This window comes from Ruegeria sp. THAF57, assembly GCF_903914075.1.
Lineage (GTDB): Bacteria > Pseudomonadota > Alphaproteobacteria > Rhodobacterales > Rhodobacteraceae > Ruegeria.
Window position 1 is genome coordinate 33,183 of record NZ_CAIWNQ010000006.1, and the last position, 20,762, is coordinate 53,944.

General features: G+C 58.1%; 20 protein-coding genes, 1 other RNA gene and 1 riboswitch. Of the genes, 12 read left to right on the forward strand and 9 right to left on the reverse strand.

What is annotated here, in order from left to right:
• Positions 1-176 precede the first annotated feature (176 nt).
• Entirely contained in the window at positions 177-2,105 is a 1,929-nt protein-coding gene (locus tag RUESEDTHA_RS14695; protein ID WP_180887522.1) for an elongation factor G, read from the forward strand.
• 19 nt (positions 2,106-2,124) lie between these two features.
• Here RUESEDTHA_RS14695 and RUESEDTHA_RS14700 read toward each other — a convergent pair whose 3' ends face one another.
• From RUESEDTHA_RS14700 to RUESEDTHA_RS14720, 5 genes are all read right to left on the reverse strand, one after another.
• Positions 2,125-3,702, reverse strand: coding sequence for an ABC transporter ATP-binding protein (locus RUESEDTHA_RS14700; RefSeq protein WP_180887523.1), 1,578 nt, complete (start codon positions 3,700-3,702; stop codon positions 2,125-2,127).
• Positions 3,699-4,805, reverse strand: a complete 1,107-nt coding sequence (locus tag RUESEDTHA_RS14705; RefSeq protein ID WP_170386007.1) for an ABC transporter permease — start codon at positions 4,803-4,805, stop codon at positions 3,699-3,701. The genes RUESEDTHA_RS14700 and RUESEDTHA_RS14705 overlap by 4 nt, the downstream gene beginning before the upstream one ends.
• Positions 4,806-5,900 (reverse strand): microcin C ABC transporter permease YejB, encoded by a 1,095-nt coding sequence (locus RUESEDTHA_RS14710; RefSeq protein ID WP_180887524.1) that lies wholly within the window; start codon positions 5,898-5,900, stop codon positions 4,806-4,808.
• A gap of 1 nt (position 5,901) precedes the next feature.
• Entirely contained in the window at positions 5,902-7,812 is a 1,911-nt protein-coding gene (locus RUESEDTHA_RS14715; protein ID WP_180887525.1) for an extracellular solute-binding protein, read from the reverse strand.
• A 173-nt stretch (positions 7,813-7,985) separates the two neighbouring features.
• Positions 7,986-8,495, reverse strand: a complete 510-nt coding sequence (locus RUESEDTHA_RS14720; protein ID WP_171126447.1) for a cytochrome c family protein — start codon at positions 8,493-8,495, stop codon at positions 7,986-7,988.
• Between the two features lie 119 nt (positions 8,496-8,614).
• On the opposite strand from RUESEDTHA_RS14720, the gene RUESEDTHA_RS14725 reads away from it, so the two are divergent.
• Positions 8,615-9,448: a prephenate dehydratase gene (locus RUESEDTHA_RS14725; protein WP_180887526.1), complete on the forward strand. Its 834-nt coding sequence runs from the start codon at positions 8,615-8,617 to the stop codon at positions 9,446-9,448.
• A gap of 32 nt (positions 9,449-9,480) precedes the next feature.
• Here the strand turns inward: RUESEDTHA_RS14725 and RUESEDTHA_RS14730 are convergent, their stop codons facing one another.
• Together RUESEDTHA_RS14730 and nudC are read right to left on the reverse strand one after the other, a co-directional pair.
• A complete protein-coding gene (locus tag RUESEDTHA_RS14730) occupies positions 9,481-9,948 on the reverse strand; it encodes an SRPBCC family protein (protein ID WP_180887527.1) in 468 nt (155 codons plus the stop codon).
• 41 nt (positions 9,949-9,989) lie between these two features.
• Positions 9,990-10,970, reverse strand: a complete 981-nt coding sequence (nudC, locus tag RUESEDTHA_RS14735; RefSeq protein WP_180887528.1) for an NAD(+) diphosphatase — start codon at positions 10,968-10,970, stop codon at positions 9,990-9,992.
• Positions 10,971-11,149: 179 nt separating this feature from the next.
• Here nudC and RUESEDTHA_RS14740 point away from each other — a divergent pair, with 179 nt between their 5' ends.
• From RUESEDTHA_RS14740 to RUESEDTHA_RS14750, 3 genes are all read left to right on the forward strand, one after another.
• Positions 11,150-13,015 (forward strand): bifunctional 2',3'-cyclic-nucleotide 2'-phosphodiesterase/3'-nucleotidase, encoded by a 1,866-nt coding sequence (locus tag RUESEDTHA_RS14740; protein ID WP_255431751.1) that lies wholly within the window; start codon positions 11,150-11,152, stop codon positions 13,013-13,015.
• 39 nt (positions 13,016-13,054) lie between these two features.
• Positions 13,055-13,153, forward strand: an RNA gene (gene ffs, locus RUESEDTHA_RS14745) — signal recognition particle sRNA small type.
• Between the two features lie 119 nt (positions 13,154-13,272).
• A riboswitch (cobalamin riboswitch) is annotated at positions 13,273-13,496 on the forward strand.
• Positions 13,497-13,578: 82 nt separating this feature from the next.
• The gene (locus RUESEDTHA_RS14750; RefSeq protein WP_180887530.1) at positions 13,579-13,986 is read left to right on the forward strand and encodes a hypothetical protein; all 408 of its coding nucleotides are present in this window, start codon (positions 13,579-13,581) and stop codon (positions 13,984-13,986) included.
• A 2-nt stretch (positions 13,987-13,988) separates the two neighbouring features.
• Here RUESEDTHA_RS14750 and RUESEDTHA_RS14755 read toward each other — a convergent pair whose 3' ends face one another.
• Entirely contained in the window at positions 13,989-14,486 is a 498-nt protein-coding gene (locus RUESEDTHA_RS14755) for a dual specificity protein phosphatase family protein (RefSeq protein ID WP_255431752.1), read from the reverse strand.
• A gap of 169 nt (positions 14,487-14,655) precedes the next feature.
• Here RUESEDTHA_RS14755 and RUESEDTHA_RS14760 point away from each other — a divergent pair, with 169 nt between their 5' ends.
• The 5 genes from RUESEDTHA_RS14760 to RUESEDTHA_RS14780 all read left to right on the forward strand — a co-directional run bounded on the left by RUESEDTHA_RS14760 (position 14,656) and on the right by RUESEDTHA_RS14780 (position 18,788).
• A complete protein-coding gene (locus RUESEDTHA_RS14760) occupies positions 14,656-16,416 on the forward strand; it encodes a DNA polymerase III subunit gamma/tau (protein WP_180887531.1) in 1,761 nt (586 codons plus the stop codon).
• A 233-nt stretch (positions 16,417-16,649) separates the two neighbouring features.
• Positions 16,650-16,994 (forward strand): YbaB/EbfC family nucleoid-associated protein, encoded by a 345-nt coding sequence (locus tag RUESEDTHA_RS14765; RefSeq protein WP_170386032.1) that lies wholly within the window; start codon positions 16,650-16,652, stop codon positions 16,992-16,994.
• Between the two features lie 64 nt (positions 16,995-17,058).
• Positions 17,059-17,652: a recombination mediator RecR gene (recR, locus tag RUESEDTHA_RS14770; RefSeq protein WP_180887532.1), complete on the forward strand. Its 594-nt coding sequence runs from the start codon at positions 17,059-17,061 to the stop codon at positions 17,650-17,652.
• Positions 17,653-17,703: 51 nt separating this feature from the next.
• Positions 17,704-18,180 (forward strand): hypothetical protein, encoded by a 477-nt coding sequence (locus RUESEDTHA_RS14775; RefSeq protein ID WP_180887533.1) that lies wholly within the window; start codon positions 17,704-17,706, stop codon positions 18,178-18,180.
• A gap of 110 nt (positions 18,181-18,290) precedes the next feature.
• Entirely contained in the window at positions 18,291-18,788 is a 498-nt protein-coding gene (locus RUESEDTHA_RS14780) for a hypothetical protein (RefSeq protein WP_255431753.1), read from the forward strand.
• On the opposite strand, the gene RUESEDTHA_RS14785 is transcribed toward RUESEDTHA_RS14780, so the two are convergent.
• Entirely contained in the window at positions 18,785-19,426 is a 642-nt protein-coding gene (locus RUESEDTHA_RS14785) for a ribonuclease T2 (protein WP_180887535.1), read from the reverse strand. The genes RUESEDTHA_RS14780 and RUESEDTHA_RS14785 overlap by 4 nt on opposite strands.
• A 130-nt stretch (positions 19,427-19,556) precedes the next feature.
• On the opposite strand from RUESEDTHA_RS14785, the gene RUESEDTHA_RS14790 reads away from it, so the two are divergent.
• Complete coding sequence (locus RUESEDTHA_RS14790; RefSeq protein WP_180887536.1) at positions 19,557-20,318, forward strand: DUF1013 domain-containing protein; 762 nt, start codon at positions 19,557-19,559, stop codon at positions 20,316-20,318.
• A gap of 52 nt (positions 20,319-20,370) precedes the next feature.
• Complete coding sequence (locus tag RUESEDTHA_RS14795) at positions 20,371-20,760, forward strand: hypothetical protein (RefSeq protein WP_180887537.1); 390 nt, start codon at positions 20,371-20,373, stop codon at positions 20,758-20,760.
• Positions 20,761-20,762: the final 2 nt, after the last annotated feature.

Below are 20,762 nucleotides of genomic sequence, written 5' to 3' on the forward strand. Positions count from 1 at the left end.
TGTCACCGTGACATTCGTGCAGGGGCTTGACGCAGGTATCCGATTTTCTCCACACTTGGGGTGTGCGATCCGCACCCTGAGGCAGGTGAATTCGCAGACAGTTCTTGCCGACGCATCCGCGTGGGACGTTTCTTTTCGTGCAGGTATTACTGCAACCTGAAAGAGGGACAGCACTCATGCGCGTTTTCACCGTCCTCGGCCCCAGTCAATCGGGCAAGACAACCCTGGTCGAGGCCATCAGCCGCCTCGACGGTCGACCCACCACATTCGACGTATCCGGAACCGTGCATCTGCACGGTTTTTCTTATTTGGGCGAACAATGGTGCGCCGTTGACGTGGATGGCGGCGGGGATAACCTGGGCTATGTAGGCCCGGCCATGGCCATTTCCGACGCGGCAGTTGTGGTTGTGCCTCCGGACCCGGACGCCGCCGTTCTGTGCGCCCCTTATCTGAGGTTGGTGGAAGAGGCCGGGATTCCCTGCTTCCTATTCATCAACCGGATGGACAGCCCAAACGGGCGCATTCGGGACATCATCGCGGCACTACAGACCTATTGCGTTCATCACATCGCGTTGCGGCAGGTCCCCATCCGTGACGGAGAAACCATCGTCGGTGCGGTCGACCTGATATCGGAACGGGCCTGGAAATACCAGGAAGGGAAACCTTCCAATCTGATTGAACTTCCGCAATCTGTGGAAGACCGTGAACAAGAGGCCCGAACCGAGCTTTTGGAAACTCTGTCCGACTTTGATGACAAACTGCTCGAACAACTTATCGAAGACAAACAGCCCCCCAGCGCCGAGATTTATGACCTTGCCGCGCAGGTGTTGCAGAACCATCAACTTATCCCCGCCTGCCTGGGGTCCGCCAGCCATGGAAACGGCCTGACACGCCTGATGAAAGCCCTGCGGCACGAAGCGCCCGAGTTTGACATCGCAGCCGGACGCGACGAAGCCGCCGAAAACGCGCGTGCGATCGCCGGGTTTGCCGATGTGAAAAAACATATCGGCAAGATCATTGTCCTGCGCGGACTGGGCGACGGCGTAAAGGCCCATGAGTCATTGGGAGGTGAGACCGTTGGCAATCTGACGGGACTGGATGCCAAAACCCAGATCGACAAGCTGGGCGCCGGTCAAATCGGATTGGCGGTCAAATCTGACCACCTGAACCCCGGCAATCTTTATGACAGCAAAGAGGCCACGCCTCTGCCCGAGTGGGCCTTATCCCATCCAGCGGCTCACCGTCAGGTGGTCTCACCCGCGCATGAACGCGACGATGTGCGATTGTCCAATGCCCTGACCCGGCTGGTCGAGATTGACCCGGGCCTACACATGGAACAGGACGAACTTAGCGGTCATTCAGTTCTGGGATCTCAGGGTCCGCAGCATATGCGCCGCGTCAGCGCGAAACTGGCCGAAGATTTCGGGATCGAGATCGTCGGCGATCCGGTTGAAACCGCGTATCGGGAAACCATTCGCACACCGATTGAACATCGCCATCGCCATCGCAAACAGTCCGGCGGGGCCGGGCAATTCGCCGATGTCGTGATCTCGGTTGCGCCCATGCCACGCGGATCGGGGTTCCAGTTCGAAGAGGTGGTCAAAGGCGGCGCAGTGCCGCGCAACTATATCCCCTCGGTCGAACATGGGGCCAAAGACGCGCTTGAACAGGGCCCCGAGGGGTTCCCGGTTGTCGATGTGAAAATCACGCTGAGCGACGGCAAGCATCACAACGTAGACAGCTCGGATTATGCCTTCCGCACCGCTGGAAAAAACGCTGTGCGGGAAGCGCTCCCACAAGCCAAGCCCGTGGTGCTGCAGCCGATCCTGAATGCCGAGATTCACCTGCCTTCGGATTTCGTGGGCGATCTTGTTCCCACGATCAGCTCGCTTCAGGGTCAGGTTCTGGGCTTTGAGGGCAATCCCAACGCCTCAGGATGGGAGATTTTCAACGCACAGCTTCCGGCAGTTGCCGAGGATGAACTACATCGCAGTCTGGCCAGCGCCACACGCGGCACCGGCTGGGTTAAGCTGAGCTTTGATCACTATGAAGAATTGCGCGGCCCGGTGCCAAAACCGGTGGCTAAGGAAAAAGCCAGCGCCTGAGCAAATTGTAGGGCGGGCTTCAGCCCGCCGCTGCGATCAATTCACGGGTGTAATCTGTCTGGGCGTTCTCGAACAAATCCTCGGCCGTGCCCATTTCAACCACATCACCGTTTCGCATGACGATGACGTTATGGGACATGGCGCGCACGACCTTCAGATCGTGGCTGATGAACAGGTATGCCAAACCGTACTTCTTCTGCAGGTCACGCAGCAGATCGACGATTTGAACTTGCACTGTCATGTCCAGCGCACTGGTCGGTTCATCCAGAACCAGCAGCTTGGGCCGCAACACCATCGCACGCGCGATGGCTATTCGCTGACGCTGACCGCCTGAAAACTCGTGTGGGTACCGGTCCATCGCAGCCGGATCCAGCCCAACTTCGGTCATCACCTCAGTCACCAGTTCACGCGGGGCGCGGTGCGGGTCGACTTTGTGAATCGCCAGACCTTCGGCGATGATCTGCTGGCACGTCATACGCGGGCTCAGGCTGCCGAACGGGTCCTGAAACACGATCTGCATGTCCTTGCGCAGGCGACGCAGTTCTCGCGTGGACCAACGCCGGACATCCTGATCGCGGAAGGTGATGCCACCCTCGGACGCAATCAAGCGCATGATCGCCAAAGCCAACGTTGTCTTGCCCGAACCACTTTCGCCCACAATTCCCAACGTCTCACCCGCACGCACGCTAAGCGTGGCGTCATTGACCGCTTTGACGTGTCCCACCGTCCGCTTCAGGAACCCACGCTGGATTGGAAACCAGACCTTAAGGTGATCTGTCCGCGCGACTTCTTCTGCGTCTGCAGCCACCGCTTGCGGGTGACCGGACGGCTCGGCCGCCAGCAGCTTGCGGGTATAAGGGTGTTGTGGGTTGTCGAATATCGCGAATGTCGGGCCGGTTTCGACAATCTCACCATCCTTCATAACGCATACCCGGTCCGCAATCCGGCGTACAATGCCAAGGTCATGGGTAATGAACAACATTCCCATGTTTTCGGATTTCTGCAGCTCGGCCAGCAGTTCTAGGATCTGCGCCTGAATGGTGACGTCCAGCGCCGTTGTCGGTTCATCCGCGATCAGAATGTCGGGTTTGTTGGCCAGCGCCATCGCGATCATCACGCGCTGCCGCTGTCCGCCCGACAACTGGTGTGGATAGCTGTCCAGCCGATCCTGCGGGTCGCGAATACCAACCTTTGTCAGCAGCTCGACAATTCGGTCCCGCGCCGCATCACCGGTCAAACCCTGATGCAAGGCCAGAGACTCAGCCATCTGCTTCTGGATCGTATGCAGCGGGTTGAGCGAGGTCATCGGCTCTTGGAAGATGAAGCTGATGTCGTTGCCGCGCACATCCATCAGCCTGTCCTCGGAAGCGCCGATCATCTCATTCCCGTCATACCGAACCGAGCCTTCGACGATCGCACTATCGCCCAGCAGAGACACTGTCGACAAGGCCGTAACAGATTTACCCGAGCCAGACTCACCCACCAGAGCCACCGTTTCACCACGGTCCACGGTGAACGATACCCCTTTCACCGCCGCGCTGACCTGCCCGTCCTGTTTGAACGAGACCTTGAGGTTGTTCACATCCAAAAGGCTCATGAGAAGGTCTTTCTGGGATCAAACGCATCGCGCACGCCTTCGAAAATGAAGACCAGCAGCGACAGCATGATGGCAAAGGTGAAAAAGGCGGTGAAGGCCAGCCACGGTGCCTGCAGGTTCTGTTTCGCCTGCAAGGTCAGTTCACCCAGCGAGGGGGCCGATGATGGCAGGCCAAAGCCAAGGAAATCCAATGAGGCCAGGCCGCCAATGGTTCCCGTGACGATAAACGGCATGAAGGTCAGGGTCGCAACCATCGCATTTGGCAGCATGTGCCGGAACATGATGGTCATGTTGCCCACACCCAGCGCCCGCGCCGCACGCACATATTCAAGGTTGCGCGCCCGCAGGAATTCGGCCCGAACAACCCCAACCAGCCCTGTCCAGCTAAACAGGATCATCAACGCGACCAGCAACCAGAAACTTCGGCCCAGAATGGCAAACATGATGATGATCACATAAAGCGAGGGGGTCGCGGACCATATCTCGATGATCCGCTGGAAGATCAGGTCCAGCCAACCGCCAAAGAAACCCTGAATTGCTCCGGCAAATATCCCGATCAGGCTGGCAACGCCGGTCACCATCAAAGTGAACAGGATTGACAGCCGGAACCCGTAAATCACGCGGGCCAGAACATCACGCTTGGTGTCGTCCGTCCCTAACAGGTTCTGGCCATTTGGCGGTAGCGGTGCGGCACCCGGCCGATCAACGCTGGTGTTGAAGGAATACGGGATCAGGGGCCAGATGGCCCAGCCACGCTCGAACCCTTCGGCTTGGAACGTACCGGCGTCGATCTGCTCGATAATGCCCTCGGGGTCGTCAAAACACTGCTCTAACCCGCCACTGTCGATCAGGCAGCGCACCTCGGGATCGCGATAGATCGCTTCGGTCTGGAAATCGCCCCCAAATTCGGTTTCGGCATAGAAGTTGAAAACGGGCGTGTAAAACTCGCCCCGGTATTTCACGAGGATCGGTTTGTCATTGGCGATGAATTCGGCAAACAGCGACAGGCCGAACAGGATCGAAAAAATGATCAGCGACCAGAATGCGCGGCCATTACGCCGAAAATTGCGCCAGCGACGTTGGTTCAGCGGAGAAAGCGCCATCTACCCCTCCCGCTTTTCAAAGTCGATGCGCGGGTCGACCAGCACGTACATCAAATCACTGATGATGCCGACAACCAGGCCCATCAGGCCAAAGATAAACAGCGTGCCAAAGATCACCGGATAATCGCGTGCAACAGCAGCCTCAAACCCCAAACGACCCAGCCCGTCCAGCGAGAAGATCGTTTCGATAATGATCGACCCGCCAAAGAACACGCCGATGAACACAGCAGGGAACCCGGCGATCACGATCAGCATGGCGTTGCGAAACACGTGACCGTATAGCACCTTGCCCTCGCTCAAACCTTTGGCGCGGGCTGTCATCACATACTGTTTCTTGATCTCGTCCAGGAACGAGTTCTTGGTCAGCAGCGTCAGGGTGGCAAAAGCCGAAATGGTCAGCGCGATAATCGGCAAGGCGATGTGCCAGAAATAGTCCGCAATTTTTCCCATCAGGCTAAGGCTGTCCCAATTGTCCGATGTCAGCCCCCGCAGCGGGAAAATCTGCCAGTATGATCCACCGGCAAACAGCACCAGCAACAGGATTGCGAACAGGAAGCCGGGAATAGCATAAGCCACGATGATCGTGCCGCTTGTCCAGGTGTCAAAGGTCGAACCATCCTTGATCGCTTTGCGAATGCCCAGCGGGATCGACACCAGATAGGCAATCAGCGTCGACCACAGACCCAGCGAGATCGAGACAGGCATTTTTTCGAGGACCAGATCAATAACGCTGATCGACCGGAAATAGCTCTCGCCAAAGTCCAGTGTCAGGTAGTTGCCCATCATGGACAGGAACCGTTCCAGCGGGGGCTTGTCGAACCCGAACTCTTTTTCCAGCTCAGCAATGAATTCCGGCGGCAATCCCCGGGCGCCGACGTATTTGTCGTCAAACGAACCTCCGGCGGGTTCGGCAGCGGCACCGGCATCTCCGGCACCGGCGAAGCCTGCAAAGACGTCGCCTTGGCCTTCGATCTGCGCGATGATTTGTTCGATCGGTCCACCCGGTACAAACTGAACCAGTGTGAAGTTGACGATCATAATGCCCAGAAGCGTGGGAATAACCAGCAACAGGCGTCTTAGTATATAGGCGCCCATGTTACCGCAGCGCGCCCTTCGCCTTTAATGCAGCCTCTTTCTCGGGGTTGACCCACCAAAGATCGAGATAGCCAAGCGTAAATGGTGGCAGGTTTTCGGGGTATTCATACATGTCGTAATAGGCCGTCCAGTAGTCCGCCACATATCCATCGGGGATGATGAAGAACTCATACCGCAACACACGATCCAGCGCCATAAGCGCGGCGTCCTGTTCCGCCTGATTTGTGGTGTCAAAAGAGGCTTCGATCACAGCATCTACCAGCGGGCTGGCAAGTCCGGCGGGGTTGAACAGGCTGAACGCTGCCTCTTCCGAACCATACATCTGACTCAGACCACCACCGGTCGACAGGAATGATCCATAACGGTTGGAATACACCATATCGTAATCCCGCTCGCGCCTGCGCAAGGTGAACTGCGACGGGTCCACCTTTTCCGCCGAAGCGTCCACGCCGATCGATTGCAGGTTCTGCACAAAGGTTTCGATCATTGTCGCGGTCGACGTTGGAATACTGGACGCGTAGGGGATGTTTACCTTCAGGGTTTCACCTGCCGCGTTGCGGCGCAGATTGCCCTCGCCCACAGGCCAGCCCGCCTCATCCAGCAATTTCGACGCCTTGCGCAGGTTGCGACGGTCGTTCAACCGCGCCGGGTTGGATTCATGCGTCAACAGGGCCGGCTCGCTCAGAACATCTGCGGGGACCACATCACCCAGCGTCTGCAGAAACGCCAGTTCAGCGCCTTCCGGCGCGCCGGTTGCTTCTAGGTGCGTGCCCTGAACAAATGAGTTCCGAGGAGTATTCAACCCGAACATCAGCGATTCATTGGCCCATTCGAAATTGAACGCCAGTGCCAGAGCCTTGCGCACGTTCTTATCTGCGAATTGGGGCTTGCCGAGGTTGAAGACAAAGCCCGATGGTGTCGGTGGGCTGCCATCGGTGATCTCATCCCGCACGACCGAGCCTGCGCTCAGTTTTGGAAAGTCGTAGCTGGAGGCCCAGAGTTTTGGGTCACTTTCGATACGCATCGTATACTCACCCGCCTTGAACCCTTCGAAGGCGGCGGTCTGGTCGGCGAAATACTCGACCCGTATGGTGCCATAATTGTTGCGGCCCACATTGATCGGCAGATCTTTCGCCCAATAATCGTCCCGAAGCTTGTAAACGATGCGGCGATTGATGTCGTAGCTGTCAAGTTTGTACGGCCCCGAGCCCACCGCAACCTCAAGCCGGGGTTCATCCAGACGCCTGCTCTCATCCGCTTCGAACCACGCTTTCGAGAAAACTGGCGTTGATCCGACGGTTTCAATCAACCCCCGTCTTGTCACGTCGGGGCTGAAGGTGAACTTGACTGTGTGGTCATCCAGCGCCTCGGCACCGGTAACCATCCGCCCAACCGCCTGCGCGTAGGATGGCAGACCCTGTTCGATAAACAGGCGATGGCTATAGACCACGTCTTCGGCCGTGACCGGGGTTCCGTCCCAAAACGTCGCCTCGGGGCGCATGTGGAAAATCACATAGTTGCGACCTTCGTCATATTCCATGCTTTCCGCAAGCAATCCGTAATACTGCCCGACGCTGTCCGAAGTGCTGTCGATCAGCGAGTCGTATTGCAGCGTCGTCAGCGCCCCGGCCCGGCCTTTGCGCGAATACGGGTTCAGGGAATCGAATGTACCTGATCCAGCCAGCGACAACTCTCCACCCTTTGGGGCATCGGGGTTCACATAGTTCAGGTGTGGATAGTCAGCGGGATAGTCGAGGTTTCCAAAGTAGGAATAGCCGTGGCTGCGGGTGACGTTTTCCTCAGCGGCAACAGCTTTGTCAGCAACCCCAAGCATGAGCGCCGCGGCAATTCCCATAAAGGCTGCCCAAGGCCGAACAGTCGTTACGCGCGGTGCGGGCAGCAGGGGTTTCATATGCTCATCCTCTGGTTCGTTGACTTATTTAACCTTGTAAGCGCCAGCTAAAAGACCAGCACTGTCATATGCAAGTTTAGAATGCGTGAACGCTTTGTGAAGTTCTTCTTAAACAAAAATAAAGCCGCTGCGGGAAGCAGCGGCTTTGAAAATCGGGAAAACCGAGTGTCGGATCAGTTGCCGATTGTCTGCAGATAAGCAATCAGATCGGCGCGCTCTTGCGGCTTTTTCAGGCCGGCAAAGCTCATGGAAGTGCCCGAGATATAGGCGCTTGGGCGTTCCAGGAAGGCATCCAGCGCTTCGGGTGTCCAGTTTCCGCCATGCGCCTGCATCGCAGCCGAATAGCCTGTGAACCCATTGGCCGAGGCAACCGGGCGGTCAACTACACCGTACAGATAAGGGCCAGTGCCGTTCGCGCCGTCTTCCAGCTTGTGACATGCGGTGCACTTGCGGAATACTCTGGCGCCTTTTTCGGGGTCAGCGGCGGCCAGCATATCTTCGAAAACCACCTCTTCGCCGTCAGCGCTTTCACCCGCGCTTTCGGTTTCGATGATATATGCGGCTGTCTCGCCATGCCCATCGGCGTGGTAAAGAGCTTCGGCACCCCATTTGGCCAGAAGCAGCACCAGAAAGGTGCCAAACAGGCCTGCGGCGGCCTTGGTAACTGTCATCGTGTCGAACATTGATCGCGAGTCCATTTCAGCTGTCTGCGGGGTGTCTAAGGCTTCCCCTAGCAAGAGGCAAGGTATAGACACCGCGACTAAACGCCCAATTCAAGAACTTGTTGCACGGAATCGACCAAATGACCAAACGTATCGCATTTCAGGGAGAACCCGGCGCCTATAGTCACGAGGCCTGCCGCAATGCCCGCCCCGACATGGAGGCCCTGCCCTGCCGCACATTCGAGGATGTGATCGAATCGGTCCGATCGGGCGATGCTGATCTGGCGATGCTGCCGGTGGAAAACACGACCTATGGCCGCGTCGCCGATATTCACCGTCTGTTGCCCCATAGCGGCCTGAACATCATCGACGAAGCATTTGTCCGGGTCCACATCAATCTACTGACCGTTCCGGGCGCCAAGCTTGAGGATATTACCGAGGCACACTCTCATCTGGTTTTGCTGCCGCAATGTGCAGAGTTCCTGAAAAAGCACGGAATCAAAGGCCGTGTAAGCCCGGACAATGCCCGCGCCGCCCGCGAAGTTTCAGAGCAGGGCGATCTGCATTCGGCGGCGCTGGCCAGTGAGCTGGCTGGAGAAATTTACGGCCTGAACGTCATGGCCCGCCACATTGAAGATCGCGACAACAACACCACCCGGTTTCTAGTCATGTCGCGTCAGGCGGATATGTCCCGGCGCGGCAAACACGGCATGATCACCAGCTTTGTCTTTCAGGTGCGCAATATTCCTGCGGCGCTGTACAAAGCGATGGGCGGATTCGCGACCAATGGCATCAACATGACCAAGCTGGAAAGTTACATGGTGGATGGATCATTCACCGCCACGCAATTCTACGCGGACATCGTCGGGCACCCGGAAGACCGGAATGTCAAACTGGCGATGGAAGAGTTGGAACACTTTACCACCAATGTCGAGATTTTGGGCGTCTACCCGGCTGCCCAGCCGCGCGGCTAACAACATTTTCCAGCGGCGCCTGCCAAATTCGGTCAGAGGCCATGCTGATGTCGTTCTTCCATCTCTCTGGCGAATTCACTTAGCCGCGACTGGAACCGACGCCGGAACCGGTTTTGACCCAGCCGGAGGGATTGCAGGAAAAGTCGGGCAGGCAGCGACTTGGCCGCGAGAGACATATCCACTTCCAGCCGCGTGCGACGCTGCGACAAGGCCATGAACTCGATGGTCGTCGTACCGTTCAGTCCTTTTCCGGTCGCTTCGAACCGCATCTGTGATGGCGGATCGCATTCGGCCATCACGATCTCGACCTGCCGTGGTTTACCACGCAGCCTGAATTCCGTTGCCCAGGTTGTTCCGGGGATCACGCCCATATGGCCGGTCAGACGCCGCACTTCGATTCCCCGGCGCATCGCCATTCGTTCAAAACGCTCAAAATCAGTGACCATCTCGAACACGGCATTGATCGGGGCTTGTATATCTTCACGCGCAGTGAATTGCATTTCAGTTCGCGGCTCTCTTTGCTTGTCAGCCCAGTATTTTGTCAGTCCAGCGTGTCCGCAAGCCAGTTTTGCAAAAGGAAATGTGCAATGGCACCTTTGCGCGCAGGCAGAAGGTTTGGGTGTTCGCCCGCGAAGGCCTGCATCATCTCTGACTTGCTGACCCAAATCGCGTCTTCAATCTCAACCGGATCAATTTTGATCTCTTTGGACAGCGCCTCACCCGCGCAGCCAAACATCAGCGACGCGGGAAAGGGCCAAGGCTGGCTGGACAGGTAAGAGACCCGGCCAACAGGCACGCCCGCCTCTTCCATGACCTCGCGCCTGACGGCGGCTTCCAGTGTCTCACCCGGTTCGACAAACCCGGCAAGCAGCGAATACATCCCCTCGGGCCAGCCCGGCGATCGACCGACCAGAACCGATTCGCCGTGGGTGATCAGCATGATGACAACCGGATCTGTGCGTGGAAAGTGGTGCCCACCGCAACTGGGACAGCTACGCTGCCATCCGGCCTCCGTCATTTCGCTTGCCGCACCGCACCGGGCACAGAACCGATGCGTTTCGTGCCAGCCGATCACAGCCTTGGCCGAGGCCGCCAATTCTGCGTCGCGCGGCGACAGACGGGTCATAATGCGGCGCAGTTCGGCAAAGACGAACCCAATGGGCAGACCGGGATGCTGCTGCTCGGACCTGTCAAAGAAACCGCCGACCTGCGAGATATCCAAATCATCGGCGGCCCAGTTCGAAATATCGACGGCAAACACGGGCGCACCGTCGGGCAAGCCCAAAAATATCGGCTCATCCGTGATACCGCCGGGTCCGTTGTTCACCAGTTGATGCGTCATTGGGATGAAACCCAGCCGGTCCAGCGCCTCCCCCTGAACCAACAGCTTGCCACGCCACAGCAAAATGCACCGTGCCTCGGGGTTCGCGCGCGCCAGCGCGATCTCATCCGCGTCTGCGCGAATATGCGCCGCACGATCCAGGCCAGAGCCACCAAACGTCACATGTTCCGCGTTTTTCATTGCAGTTCCTTCGGATTTTCCGCACAGGGCTGCCATGGCAGCCACGACGTTGCAATGGCTTTTCAGTTTCTTACGAAAAAGTTCCTGTGCCGCTGAAATGCCTTAGCCTGACCTTGAAATTTCCACCTGATACGCTTTTTGTTGAAATTGATTAATAAAAAACTGCCAAAAGTAGAGTAGTGAAACCTCCCTCTTCCTTAACGACAGCGCAGATCCGGATATTGGCGACAACCGATCTGCACATGAATTTGACCGGATTCGATTATTATGCGGACACTCCTGACCCTTCGATCGGCCTGAGCAGAACCGCAAGTCTGATCAAAGCGGCCCGTACACAGGCCCAGTCTCAAAAACACCTTGTCTTGCTGTTCGACAATGGCGACGCCCTTCAAGGCGCGCCCATTGGTGAATGGGCTGTGGCGCAGACCGACAGCCCCCACATCCTGATGCAAGCCTTTGGTAACCTTGGTTATGACGCCGTTGGATTGGGAAACCATGACTTTGGGTTCGGGCTTGAGGTACTTGACCGCATAGTCGCCCAAGCCACCTGCCCGGTCATTTGCAGCAATGCCACCAGAGCCGACCGCCCGGCAAGCTGGCAGGCGCATACGATTCTTGACCGTAACATCAAAGTGCAGGGGCAAGATCTGGCTTTGAAAATTGGTGTGTTCTCTGTCCTCCCACCGCAGACAGCCAAATGGGAAGCGCATCGCCTAAAAGGTGCCGTTTCGGTTGAGGACATCCTGACATGCGCCCATCGAAAAACGCGGGAATTGCGATCCGGGGGATGCGATCTGATTGTGGCACTTGCCCATACAGGGCTTGGCGCCGCTGAACCCGCACCCAACCTTGAGAATGCGGTTATCCCTTTGTCAGCGGTGCCCGGAATTGATGCGATCATTGCCGGGCATTCCCACCTGACCCTGCCCGGCTCTGCTCATAAGAATCTGAAGCATGTCGACCCACAACGCGGTCTTGTTCACGGAAAACCGGTTGTGATGCCGGGCGCGGCCGGTTCACATCTGGGCATCATTGACCTGACGCTGCACCAAAAAGACACAGGCGGGTGGTCGATTGGGAGCCAGCATGTGGAACTGCAATCTGTTTCACCAGAAACGCCCGCGGCCCCGACGGAAGAGGACGCCGACCTGAAGCGTCTGTTCGCACAGGGACATAAAGAGACGCGGTTGCACTCGGCTAAGCCTGTTGGCGAAACGCGTCAACATTTGCACAGTTATTTCAGCTTCTGTGCGCCGGACAGGGGGCTTGCGCTGGTCGCGGCAGCGCAAGCCGCCGCATTGCGCCCCTTCCTTAAAGGAACAGCACACGAGGGCCTACCGGTTCTGTCAGCCGTATCGCCCTCGAAATTCGGAGGTCGCGCAGGCCCACGATCCTTTACGGACGTTCCGGCGGGTCAAATCCAGCTTCGCCACGTTAATGACCTGAACATCTTTCCAAACGAAATGCAGGCCGTCGTGGTTTCGGGCGCGCAGATTAGAGACTGGCTAGAGATGTCGGCTGGCGTGCTCAATCAAATGCACGCAGCTCAACAAATCGACCTGCGGAATTCCGCGCGCGCAGGTTACAATTTTGATATCCTGCACGGTCTCAGCTACCAGATCGACCTTGGCATGCCCGCGCGGTTCGACGCGGGCGGTAATTTGACGAATTCATTGCATCACCGCGTCAAGAATATTCGCCTTACCGGGCACCTTATCGACGATCAGCAATCCTTTGTGGTTGCCCTCAACAATTACCGGGCCAGCGGAGGCGGGTATTTCCCCTTCGTAGACACCGCAACGCAGATTCCGCTACCAGTTTTGTCGATCCAATGCATTGTTCGGGATTATGTCGCGGGCCGTCTTCCTGCGGATCCGTTGGCGGATGCGCCGTGTCCATTCACACTCAGACCCCTGTCCGGGGCATTTGCGATTCTCAGAACCAGCCCCAATGCGCAGCACCATTTAGCTGAATTGCACGCGTATAATCCGTCAGTCATTGGGCGCGATGACGATGGTTTTTTACTAATCCGGCTTACGCTGTGACGGGTTGTCATCCGCAAACGAAATGCATATATCCACCCCTGAGAGGTTGGCGCGGGCGAGCGCCTCGCCAACCTGGTCAGGTCCGGAAGGAAGCAGCCACAACGAGCCCCGCTTGGGTCGATGTCCAACCTCTCACTTCCCCCCACATTCTTAAGGCTACTCCGCGATCCGGCATGAACAAGCCCGCGGCCAGATCGGAAAGACAACCCTGCGTCCAAAGCGGTGACAAAGCCCGCTTGACTCGGACCGATTTCACCGGATAGCGATGACTTGATGGTTCTCGACCCGGCTTACCGGGAAGGGATGAAAAGGGAACACGGTGCGGTCCTGCCCCGGCGATGCCGAAACGGACCAATGCCGCGACTGCCCCCGCAACTGTAAGCGGTGAGCGATGCCGAGACACCACTGGCCCAACGGCTGGGAAGGTTGGCAAAGCGATGACCCGCAAGTCAGGAGACCTGCCATCTGACTGAAACCGAAACTCGGGCGGGGTGTCCGGGCAGGTCAAAGCCGCACAAAGCGACCTGACCCACGCCCCCCGTCCATCGCGCGGAGGGCGCACAATGATCTGGAAGACAAAAACGCACGAGTTTTCTGCAACGATTTGTCAGAAAACCGGCAAACCCTGTCCGGCCTTGGCAAGAATGGCCCGCGCTATGGCGGACGCGATGGCGACAGCGCAACCTGTGACAACCAAAGAGTTCGAGGTCGAAGGCAGTGGAGAGCTTTCGCATTGCGCGGAAGGGTGCACAGCGCGGTTTCGTGCCCATTCAGATCTGATCAGGGTTTATTGTGGAACGCCCCCGGATATTCCGACGACAAAGCTGGACGAGTACGCCGACATGATGTTCGGGACCAGCCTGTCGGCCATGCCAACCGGAACGCTGTCCGATATGCCCTGCGCAATGCTCGAGGTTACAACCTTGGGATTGCGCCCTGCGGTCGGCGACCCACAGCCAGCCATGGCGTGACGTCAAAGCCCGGTTGATGCCGGTGCCATGGCCCAAGCCATTTGCGCGTCAGTTTCAACGGCGCACGGCCGGACCGCGCGCAACCGGCGCAGCGCCTTATCCGGGGCTTCACCGCCTTCGACCAGCAAGCGCAACACAATCATGCCAGACCGCCCGCACCCACCCCGGCAATGAACCAAGACCCGGCCACCCGCGGACAGGACGCGGTGTGCATCGGTGCTGGCATTTGGCCAATCAGACCTTACGTTCGATGACGGAGCACCAAAATCCTGCACCGGAAGATGAACCCAAGTGACGGCGCGGTTCTGCAGGTCCCGTCCGAGATGGCGTGCTCCCACGGCCTCCAACTCATTGGAAGTGGTCATCGAAATGACCATTGCTGGCCGCCATTGCATGATCCGCTCAAGATCCCCGGCATAGTCGCCGTGCCGACCTGGAATTTGCGCCAAGCCCAACAGACCGGACCGAACCGGCATGGAGTAAACTTCAAACCTGTCCAAGGTGCGTACTCTGCCCGAAGGAAATGGCTGGGCAAGCCGTTACACGCCCACCCGAACCTGTATCCAATGCGCCGCAGTAATCCAAATCGAATTTCGTCACTCCCTGCGGTGGACGTGAGCGGCAGGGGTCATTACGCTGCGAAACTGATACGAATCCGACAGAGCAGACATGACCGAAACACCAAGCCCCGCCTATCAGGTGCTCGCCCGCAAATACCGTCCTGAAACTTTTGCCGACCTCGTGGGCCAGGACGCCATGGTGCGCACCCTGAAAAACGCATTCGAGGCCGACCGAATAGCGCAGGCCTTTGTCATGACCGGCATTCGCGGCACGGGCAAAACCACCACCGCACGGATCATTGCCAAGGGCATGAACTGTATCGGACCAGACGGTGAAGGCAAAGCGACAATCGAACCCTGCGGCCAGTGCGAACACTGCGTGGCCATCATGGAAGGCCGCCATGTCGACGTGATGGAGATGGACGCCGCGAGCCGCACCGGTGTGAACGACATTCGCGAGATCATCGAAAGTGTCCGCTATCGCGCCGCCAGTGCGCGCTACAAGATTTATATTATCGACGAAGTTCACATGCTGTCGAACAGCGCGTTCAACGCGTTGCTCAAAACCCTTGAAGAACCCCCTGAGCATGTGAAGTTCATCTTTGCCACAACCGAAATCCGCAAGGTTCCGGTGACGGTCCTGTCGCGGTGTCAACGCTTCGACCTGCGCCGGATCGAACCCGAGGACATGATCGGCTTGTTGAAAAAGATCGCCTCTGCTGAGAACGCTCAGATTGCCGAGGACGCTCTGGCACTAATAACCCGCGCGGCGGAAGGCTCGGCCCGGGATGCGACCTCGCTGCTGGATCAGGCCATTTCCCACGGTGCCGGGGAAACCAGCGCGGATCAGGTACGGGCCATGCTGGGATTGGCTGATCACGGGCGTGTGCTCGACCTGATGGACATGATCTTGCGCGGCGATACCGCCGGAGCGTTGACGGAACTGGGCGGTCAATATGCCGAAGGTGCCGACCCGCTGGCCGTACTGCGCGATCTGGCCGAGATCACGCATTGGGTCTCGGTGGTCAAGATTACACCTGACGCAGCCGAAGATCCGACAGTCTCACCTGACGAACGCGCCCGGGGCGTCCAGATGGCCGAGGCCCTTCCGATGCGCATTCTGACCCGGATGTGGCAGATGCTGCTGAAAGCACTCGAAGAGGTTTCGGCCGCGCCCAATGCCATGATGTCCGCAGAAATGGCTATCATCCGGCTGACCCATGTCGCTGATCTGCCCACCCCTGAAGAGCTGCTCAGACGTCTTCAAGATGCCCCGCCTCCTGCCCCGAACGGTGGGCCCGGCGGTGGAGTGCCCGCGCCGACACAGGGCACCGTTCAGGCACATGCGCCAGTTGCACAGTCTTACGCGGCACCAGCGGGTAGTGGCGCGGGCGCATCCAGCGCGGCCTTGGCGCGGGACACACAGACCGCCCTGGCCCGGTATCCGACATTCGAACACGTGGTTGAACTGATCCGCACAAACCGGGACGTGAAACTGCTGGTCGAGGTTGAAAACGGCGTGCGTCTGGTTTCGTACCAGCCGGGACGGATCGAGTTCACTCCGGCCGACAACGCTCCGACGGATTTGGCGCAACGACTGGGGTCAGCGTTGCAACGCTGGACTGGAAATCGTTGGGCGGTATCGGTCGTATCGGACGGCGACACAGCGACAATCGCCGAAGTCAGGGACGCGGCAGACCTCGCCCTGCGCGCTGAGGCCGAGCAGCATCCGCTGGTTCAGGCGGTGTTGGAATACTTTCCCAAGGCCCGGATCAAAAGGATCGAAACGCCCGAGGAACGCGCCGCAAAAGTCGAAACCGAAGCCTTGCCCGAAGTCGAAGACGAATGGGACCCGTTCGAAGAGGACTGAACCCTTCGCGAATAACACCCGGAATACTCCCGCGCCCGCCACGGGCCATCGGCTGACGCCGACAACCCTGAGCGGATTTGGGCCCGGCAGCGCGGGCAAGGCCCGCGCTGCCGGGCCCAACGGGAGGAAAGGTCTTGCCAAAGACCTTGACGACAGGCGGGAGCCCCACGGCCCTTGTGCCGCGCGGGTGCCGCCCGTATTTAGGCTTCAAACGAACTTACAGGAGAAACACGATGCTCAAAGGACTCGGCGGTCTGGGCGACATGGCCAAGATGATGAAATCCGCACAGGATTTGCAGACCAAGATGACCGACATGCAGGAAGAACTGAACACCATCATGGTTGTCGGCGAATCTGGAGCCGGGCTGGTCAAGGCCACCGCCACTGCAAAAGGAGAGCTGAAAGGTCTGGACATCGACCCGTCGATCTTTAACGGCGACGATAAGGAAGTGGTCGAGGACCTGATCCTTGCCGCCATCAAGGACGCGCAGACCAAAGCCGCAGAGCGGTCGCAGGAAGAAATGGCAAAGCTCACCGAAAGCATGGGCCTGCCCGCAGACATCAAGCTGCCCTTCTGATAGACACTCCTGACGAAACACAGGCTGGGCGCGCATGCCCAGCCCATTTGCAGGAGCGCGCGCAGTGAGTTCGAACAGCGACATCGACAACCTGATCGACCTGTTGGCCAAGCTGCCGGGTCTGGGTCCGCGCTCGGCCCGCCGCGCGGTGCTGCACCTGATCCGCAAACGCGCCCTGCTGCTGACGCCCCTGTCAGACGCCATGCAGCAAGTCGCCATCACCGCCCGCGAGTGCCTGAACTGTGGCAACGTCGGCACCACCGATATCTGCGATATCTGCGACAGCGAAGCCCGCGCGACTGGTGAGCTTTGCGTGGTCGAAGACGTCGCCGACCTTTGGGCGATGGAGCGCGCGGGCGTATTCAAAGGCCGCTATCACGTGCTGGGCGGCACATTGTCGGCGCTGGATGGCGTCGGCCCGGACGAGCTGCGTATTCCGCGCCTCAAGGACCGGGTGGTCGCCGAAGGAGTTACCGAGGTCATCCTCGCCCTGAACGCCACCGTCGATGGCCAGACCACAGCGCATTACATCGCCGATCAGCTAGAGGGGCAGGTCCGCCTGACCTCGCTGGCGCAGGGCGTGCCGATTGGCGGAGAACTGGATTATCTGGATGACGGGACGATTACAGCGGCGCTGCGGGCGCGGAAGGAAATTTAGTCCTTTTTTGTGTGCCTGGATTATGTTGCGTGCACAGAGATTGGAGCGTTAATGAAGGCAATCTATGGGGCAGTTGCCACACTATTTTTTGCAGCTCAATGCGTAACCGGGACGGCAAATGCCGAAGACGGTGTTAAACGGAAACTAATTGTTGTCTCTGACTGGGAAGAAGACCAGCGAGATGAATTCTACAAAATAGTTTCGCGAAAAAACCCGCGTATTGATCCTAACGCGAGGCCTGATCGGTTCGTTGAGGCGGACGTAGCCGTTGTTTTCTTGGACGAATGGAAAGACGTGGATCAACTTGTTGAAGGGCCTCTCGGACCTATCTGGCAAAAAGTCCGTAACTCCCCTCCAAATACCACGCACTTTAGGCTGATTTTTGAAAAAAGGACTGGCGGAACAACAGAGTTCATACTGTTTTCTCGCGAGGGTCCCGATGACAAGACACTTATCTGCTATGCCGATACTGTTGTTGGCATACTCGACGACAACTCCGGCGAGTCGTTTCCGTATAGCTGCAAGTAAGGCAAATAGACACAAATGAGCCTTGCTGTTTAAAAAAACTGCCAAAAAACGAGTCTGTTCCTTGCCCAAACTGGATATCTAGGGCTTTCTTCCAAATTAGATCTATCAGGATGAAATCAGTGACCCGCCTTCTCGCCCTCACCCTCGCCGCCTTCACCGCAACCGCCGCTTGGTCGCAAGACCTCGTCGACAAGGGCTTTGCCGAGGGATGGAACATCATGATGGACCCTGCGCTTGGCAACGGGTGCTTAATCCAGACGGTGTATGAGGACCTCTCGGTGGTTCGGATCGGTTACGACGCGCTGAACAATCGAGGGTATTTTACGGTTTTCAACAAGGCGTGGGGCGACATCGAACAGGGCCAAAGCTATCCCATCCGGTTCGAACTGGATGGCAAAAGTTTTGATGCCATGGCCACGGGGTTCAAATTGGACCGCGTGCCGGGTGCGACCGTGTTTTTCACCGACCGGAACTTTGTGAATGCGATCGCTCAGAACCGCACGATGACCGTTTACAATCCGGCAGGGGAAACTGTCATGGCCATAGACCTGAAGGGCACGGCCAAGGCGCTGGAATACGCGCGCGACTGTCAGAACAAGAAACTCTAGCGAATCGGATCGAACAGGGCGTCCTTGGCTGCACAATCGCGGATCACGTCCTGACCGCAGGGAACGGGTTCAAGATCGCGCGACAGGCACAAACGGACTTCTTCGATGTAGCCTTGTTTGCAGGTGATGGTGATCATGTCTGGTTTTAGCCCCGGATTAGCTTTCAAAAACGCTTCCTCAACCACCGAGGCCGGCAGTTTGACGGCCTCATCCAGCTTGCGAAAGACCTCGGGCCGCGCGACTTTTTGGTAAGCTTGGCGCGACAGGGCGAAATAGTCAGGCGCGGACAGGCTCGAACAGGTTCCGTGTTTCTTCCACTGGTGCCACGCCAAACTGGACGTGCCCTGAATATCCGCCATTTCCCACGTCATGCGGCGCGAGGGTGGAGCCTTTGGGCTTTGGCAATAGGACGGCCAGCCCTGATGAAATTGTGGCCACAACCCGTGCAGGATCCAACCATGATCGTGGCGCGCGTCGCACTGATCCGAGCCACGTGCGTCCCCTTCGCGCGCGCACCAATTGGGCGACCAACTGAGGGACAGAACATAATAGTCGAAATCCCCTGCCTTTTCGCCCTCGGCCAGCGCCGCTGCCGCACTCAGAACCCATATTATCAGCCCCAGAATCCCTTGGCGCATTCGCCTCTTCCCTTCTTGACCTTGCGCGACTATATACGGGCCAAGTTCCCCGACAACGGAAACCTGCCCCAAGACCACGGGGCCGCCGAATTCCGGCGACGGGACAGATGTATTTAAAGGAGACGGGCTGATGGCAAAACCGCTTATGGCCAAGGCAACAGCCGTATGGCTGGTGGACAACACCACGATCAGCTTCAAGCAGATCGCGGATTTCGTAGGTATGCACGAGCTTGAAGTGCAGGGCATCGCCGACGGCGACGTGGCTGCTGGCGTCAAAGGGTTCGACCCCATTGCCAACAACCAACTGACCCAGGACGAGATCGACGCCGCGCAGAACAATCCGCTGCACAAACTGAAGCTCAAGTTCAACGCTGCTGCGGCAGGCGAGGAAAAGCGTCGTGGCCCGCGTTACACCCCGCTGTCCAAGCGTCAGGACCGTCCGAACTCGATCCTGTGGCTGGTCAAGTTCCACCCCGAACTGAGCGACGGCCAGATCGCCAAGCTGGTCGGCACCACCAAGCCAACCATCCAGTCGATCCGCGAGCGCACCCACTGGAACATCGCCAACATGCAGCCGATCGACCCGGTTGCCCTGGGCCTGTGCAAACAGTCCGAGCTGGATGCGATTGTTCAGAAGGCAGCCGCCAAAAAAGCGGCTGAGGGTGGCGTCATGAGCGATGATGAGCGCCGCAAGCTGGTTTCGACCGAGCAGTCGCTGGAAATGGACGCCGCACCAAAAATCCCGACCGCCATCGAGGGCCTCGAGACATTCTCGCTGTCTGACGAGCCGGTCGAAGAAAAAGACGACGAACCGGTCATCGACGCGGATAGCTTCTTCAACCTGCCCAAAGGCGGGGCCGAGGATGAAGACGAAGAAGATCTGCGCCCCTAATCTACAGACAGCCCCTGCGTGAACAGGCCGGGGCTTTTTTGACGGTACCCCCATGCTGAATGTCTTGTCTGCCGTATTTGGTCCACACCGTGCCGTGTCGATCTATGCTTTTATGAAGACCAAGGGTCTGGCTGTGCTCGGAGGTGTCGGAGTCGTTGCCGTTGCAGCGGCCCTCTTGCTTCTCAACGATGACGGGCGCCACGAACACGAAGCATTCATGACGGTTCCAGTCCTGTCTGCCACACCGATCAACGGAGATCTCAAGAATGGGGTCATCGCCTCGGTACGGTTGCCGGACGGATCTGCAACGTCGATCTCATCGACAGAATCACCGATTTCCCAGACCGTTGGCGACAGCGCCTGCATAGAAAAACGCGTGTATGTCGAAAGTGGTGAACCGCGATACCGCTTCAAGCTGCCACACTACTGCGAAGCAAGCTGATC

Coding starts and splice junctions, on each gene's coding strand:
- RUESEDTHA_RS14705 (WP_170386007.1), bottom strand. CDS start 4,805: ATGGCGCTTTCTCCGCTGAACCAACGTCGCTGGCGCAATTTTCGGCGT.
- RUESEDTHA_RS14715 (WP_180887525.1), bottom strand. CDS start 7,812: ATGAAACCCCTGCTGCCCGCACCGCGCGTAACGACTGTTCGGCCTTGG.
- RUESEDTHA_RS14700 (WP_180887523.1), bottom strand. CDS start 3,702: ATGAGCCTTTTGGATGTGAACAACCTCAAGGTCTCGTTCAAACAGGAC.
- RUESEDTHA_RS14775 (WP_180887533.1), top strand. CDS start 17,704: ATGAAGGCAATCTATGGGGCAGTTGCCACACTATTTTTTGCAGCTCAA.
- RUESEDTHA_RS14780 (WP_255431753.1), top strand. CDS start 18,291: ATGAAATCAGTGACCCGCCTTCTCGCCCTCACCCTCGCCGCCTTCACC.
- RUESEDTHA_RS14720 (WP_171126447.1), bottom strand. CDS start 8,495: ATGTTCGACACGATGACAGTTACCAAGGCCGCCGCAGGCCTGTTTGGC.
- RUESEDTHA_RS14725 (WP_180887526.1), top strand. CDS start 8,615: ATGACCAAACGTATCGCATTTCAGGGAGAACCCGGCGCCTATAGTCAC.
- RUESEDTHA_RS14785 (WP_180887535.1), bottom strand. CDS start 19,426: ATGCGCCAAGGGATTCTGGGGCTGATAATATGGGTTCTGAGTGCGGCA.
- RUESEDTHA_RS14765 (WP_170386032.1), top strand. CDS start 16,650: ATGCTCAAAGGACTCGGCGGTCTGGGCGACATGGCCAAGATGATGAAA.
- RUESEDTHA_RS14760 (WP_180887531.1), top strand. CDS start 14,656: ATGACCGAAACACCAAGCCCCGCCTATCAGGTGCTCGCCCGCAAATAC.
- RUESEDTHA_RS14710 (WP_180887524.1), bottom strand. CDS start 5,900: ATGGGCGCCTATATACTAAGACGCCTGTTGCTGGTTATTCCCACGCTT.
- nudC (WP_180887528.1), bottom strand. CDS start 10,970: ATGAAAAACGCGGAACATGTGACGTTTGGTGGCTCTGGCCTGGATCGT.
- RUESEDTHA_RS14695 (WP_180887522.1), top strand. CDS start 177: ATGCGCGTTTTCACCGTCCTCGGCCCCAGTCAATCGGGCAAGACAACC.
- RUESEDTHA_RS14790 (WP_180887536.1), top strand. CDS start 19,557: ATGGCAAAACCGCTTATGGCCAAGGCAACAGCCGTATGGCTGGTGGAC.
- RUESEDTHA_RS14730 (WP_180887527.1), bottom strand. CDS start 9,948: ATGCAATTCACTGCGCGTGAAGATATACAAGCCCCGATCAATGCCGTG.
- RUESEDTHA_RS14795 (WP_180887537.1), top strand. CDS start 20,371: ATGCTGAATGTCTTGTCTGCCGTATTTGGTCCACACCGTGCCGTGTCG.
- RUESEDTHA_RS14750 (WP_180887530.1), top strand. CDS start 13,579: ATGATCTGGAAGACAAAAACGCACGAGTTTTCTGCAACGATTTGTCAG.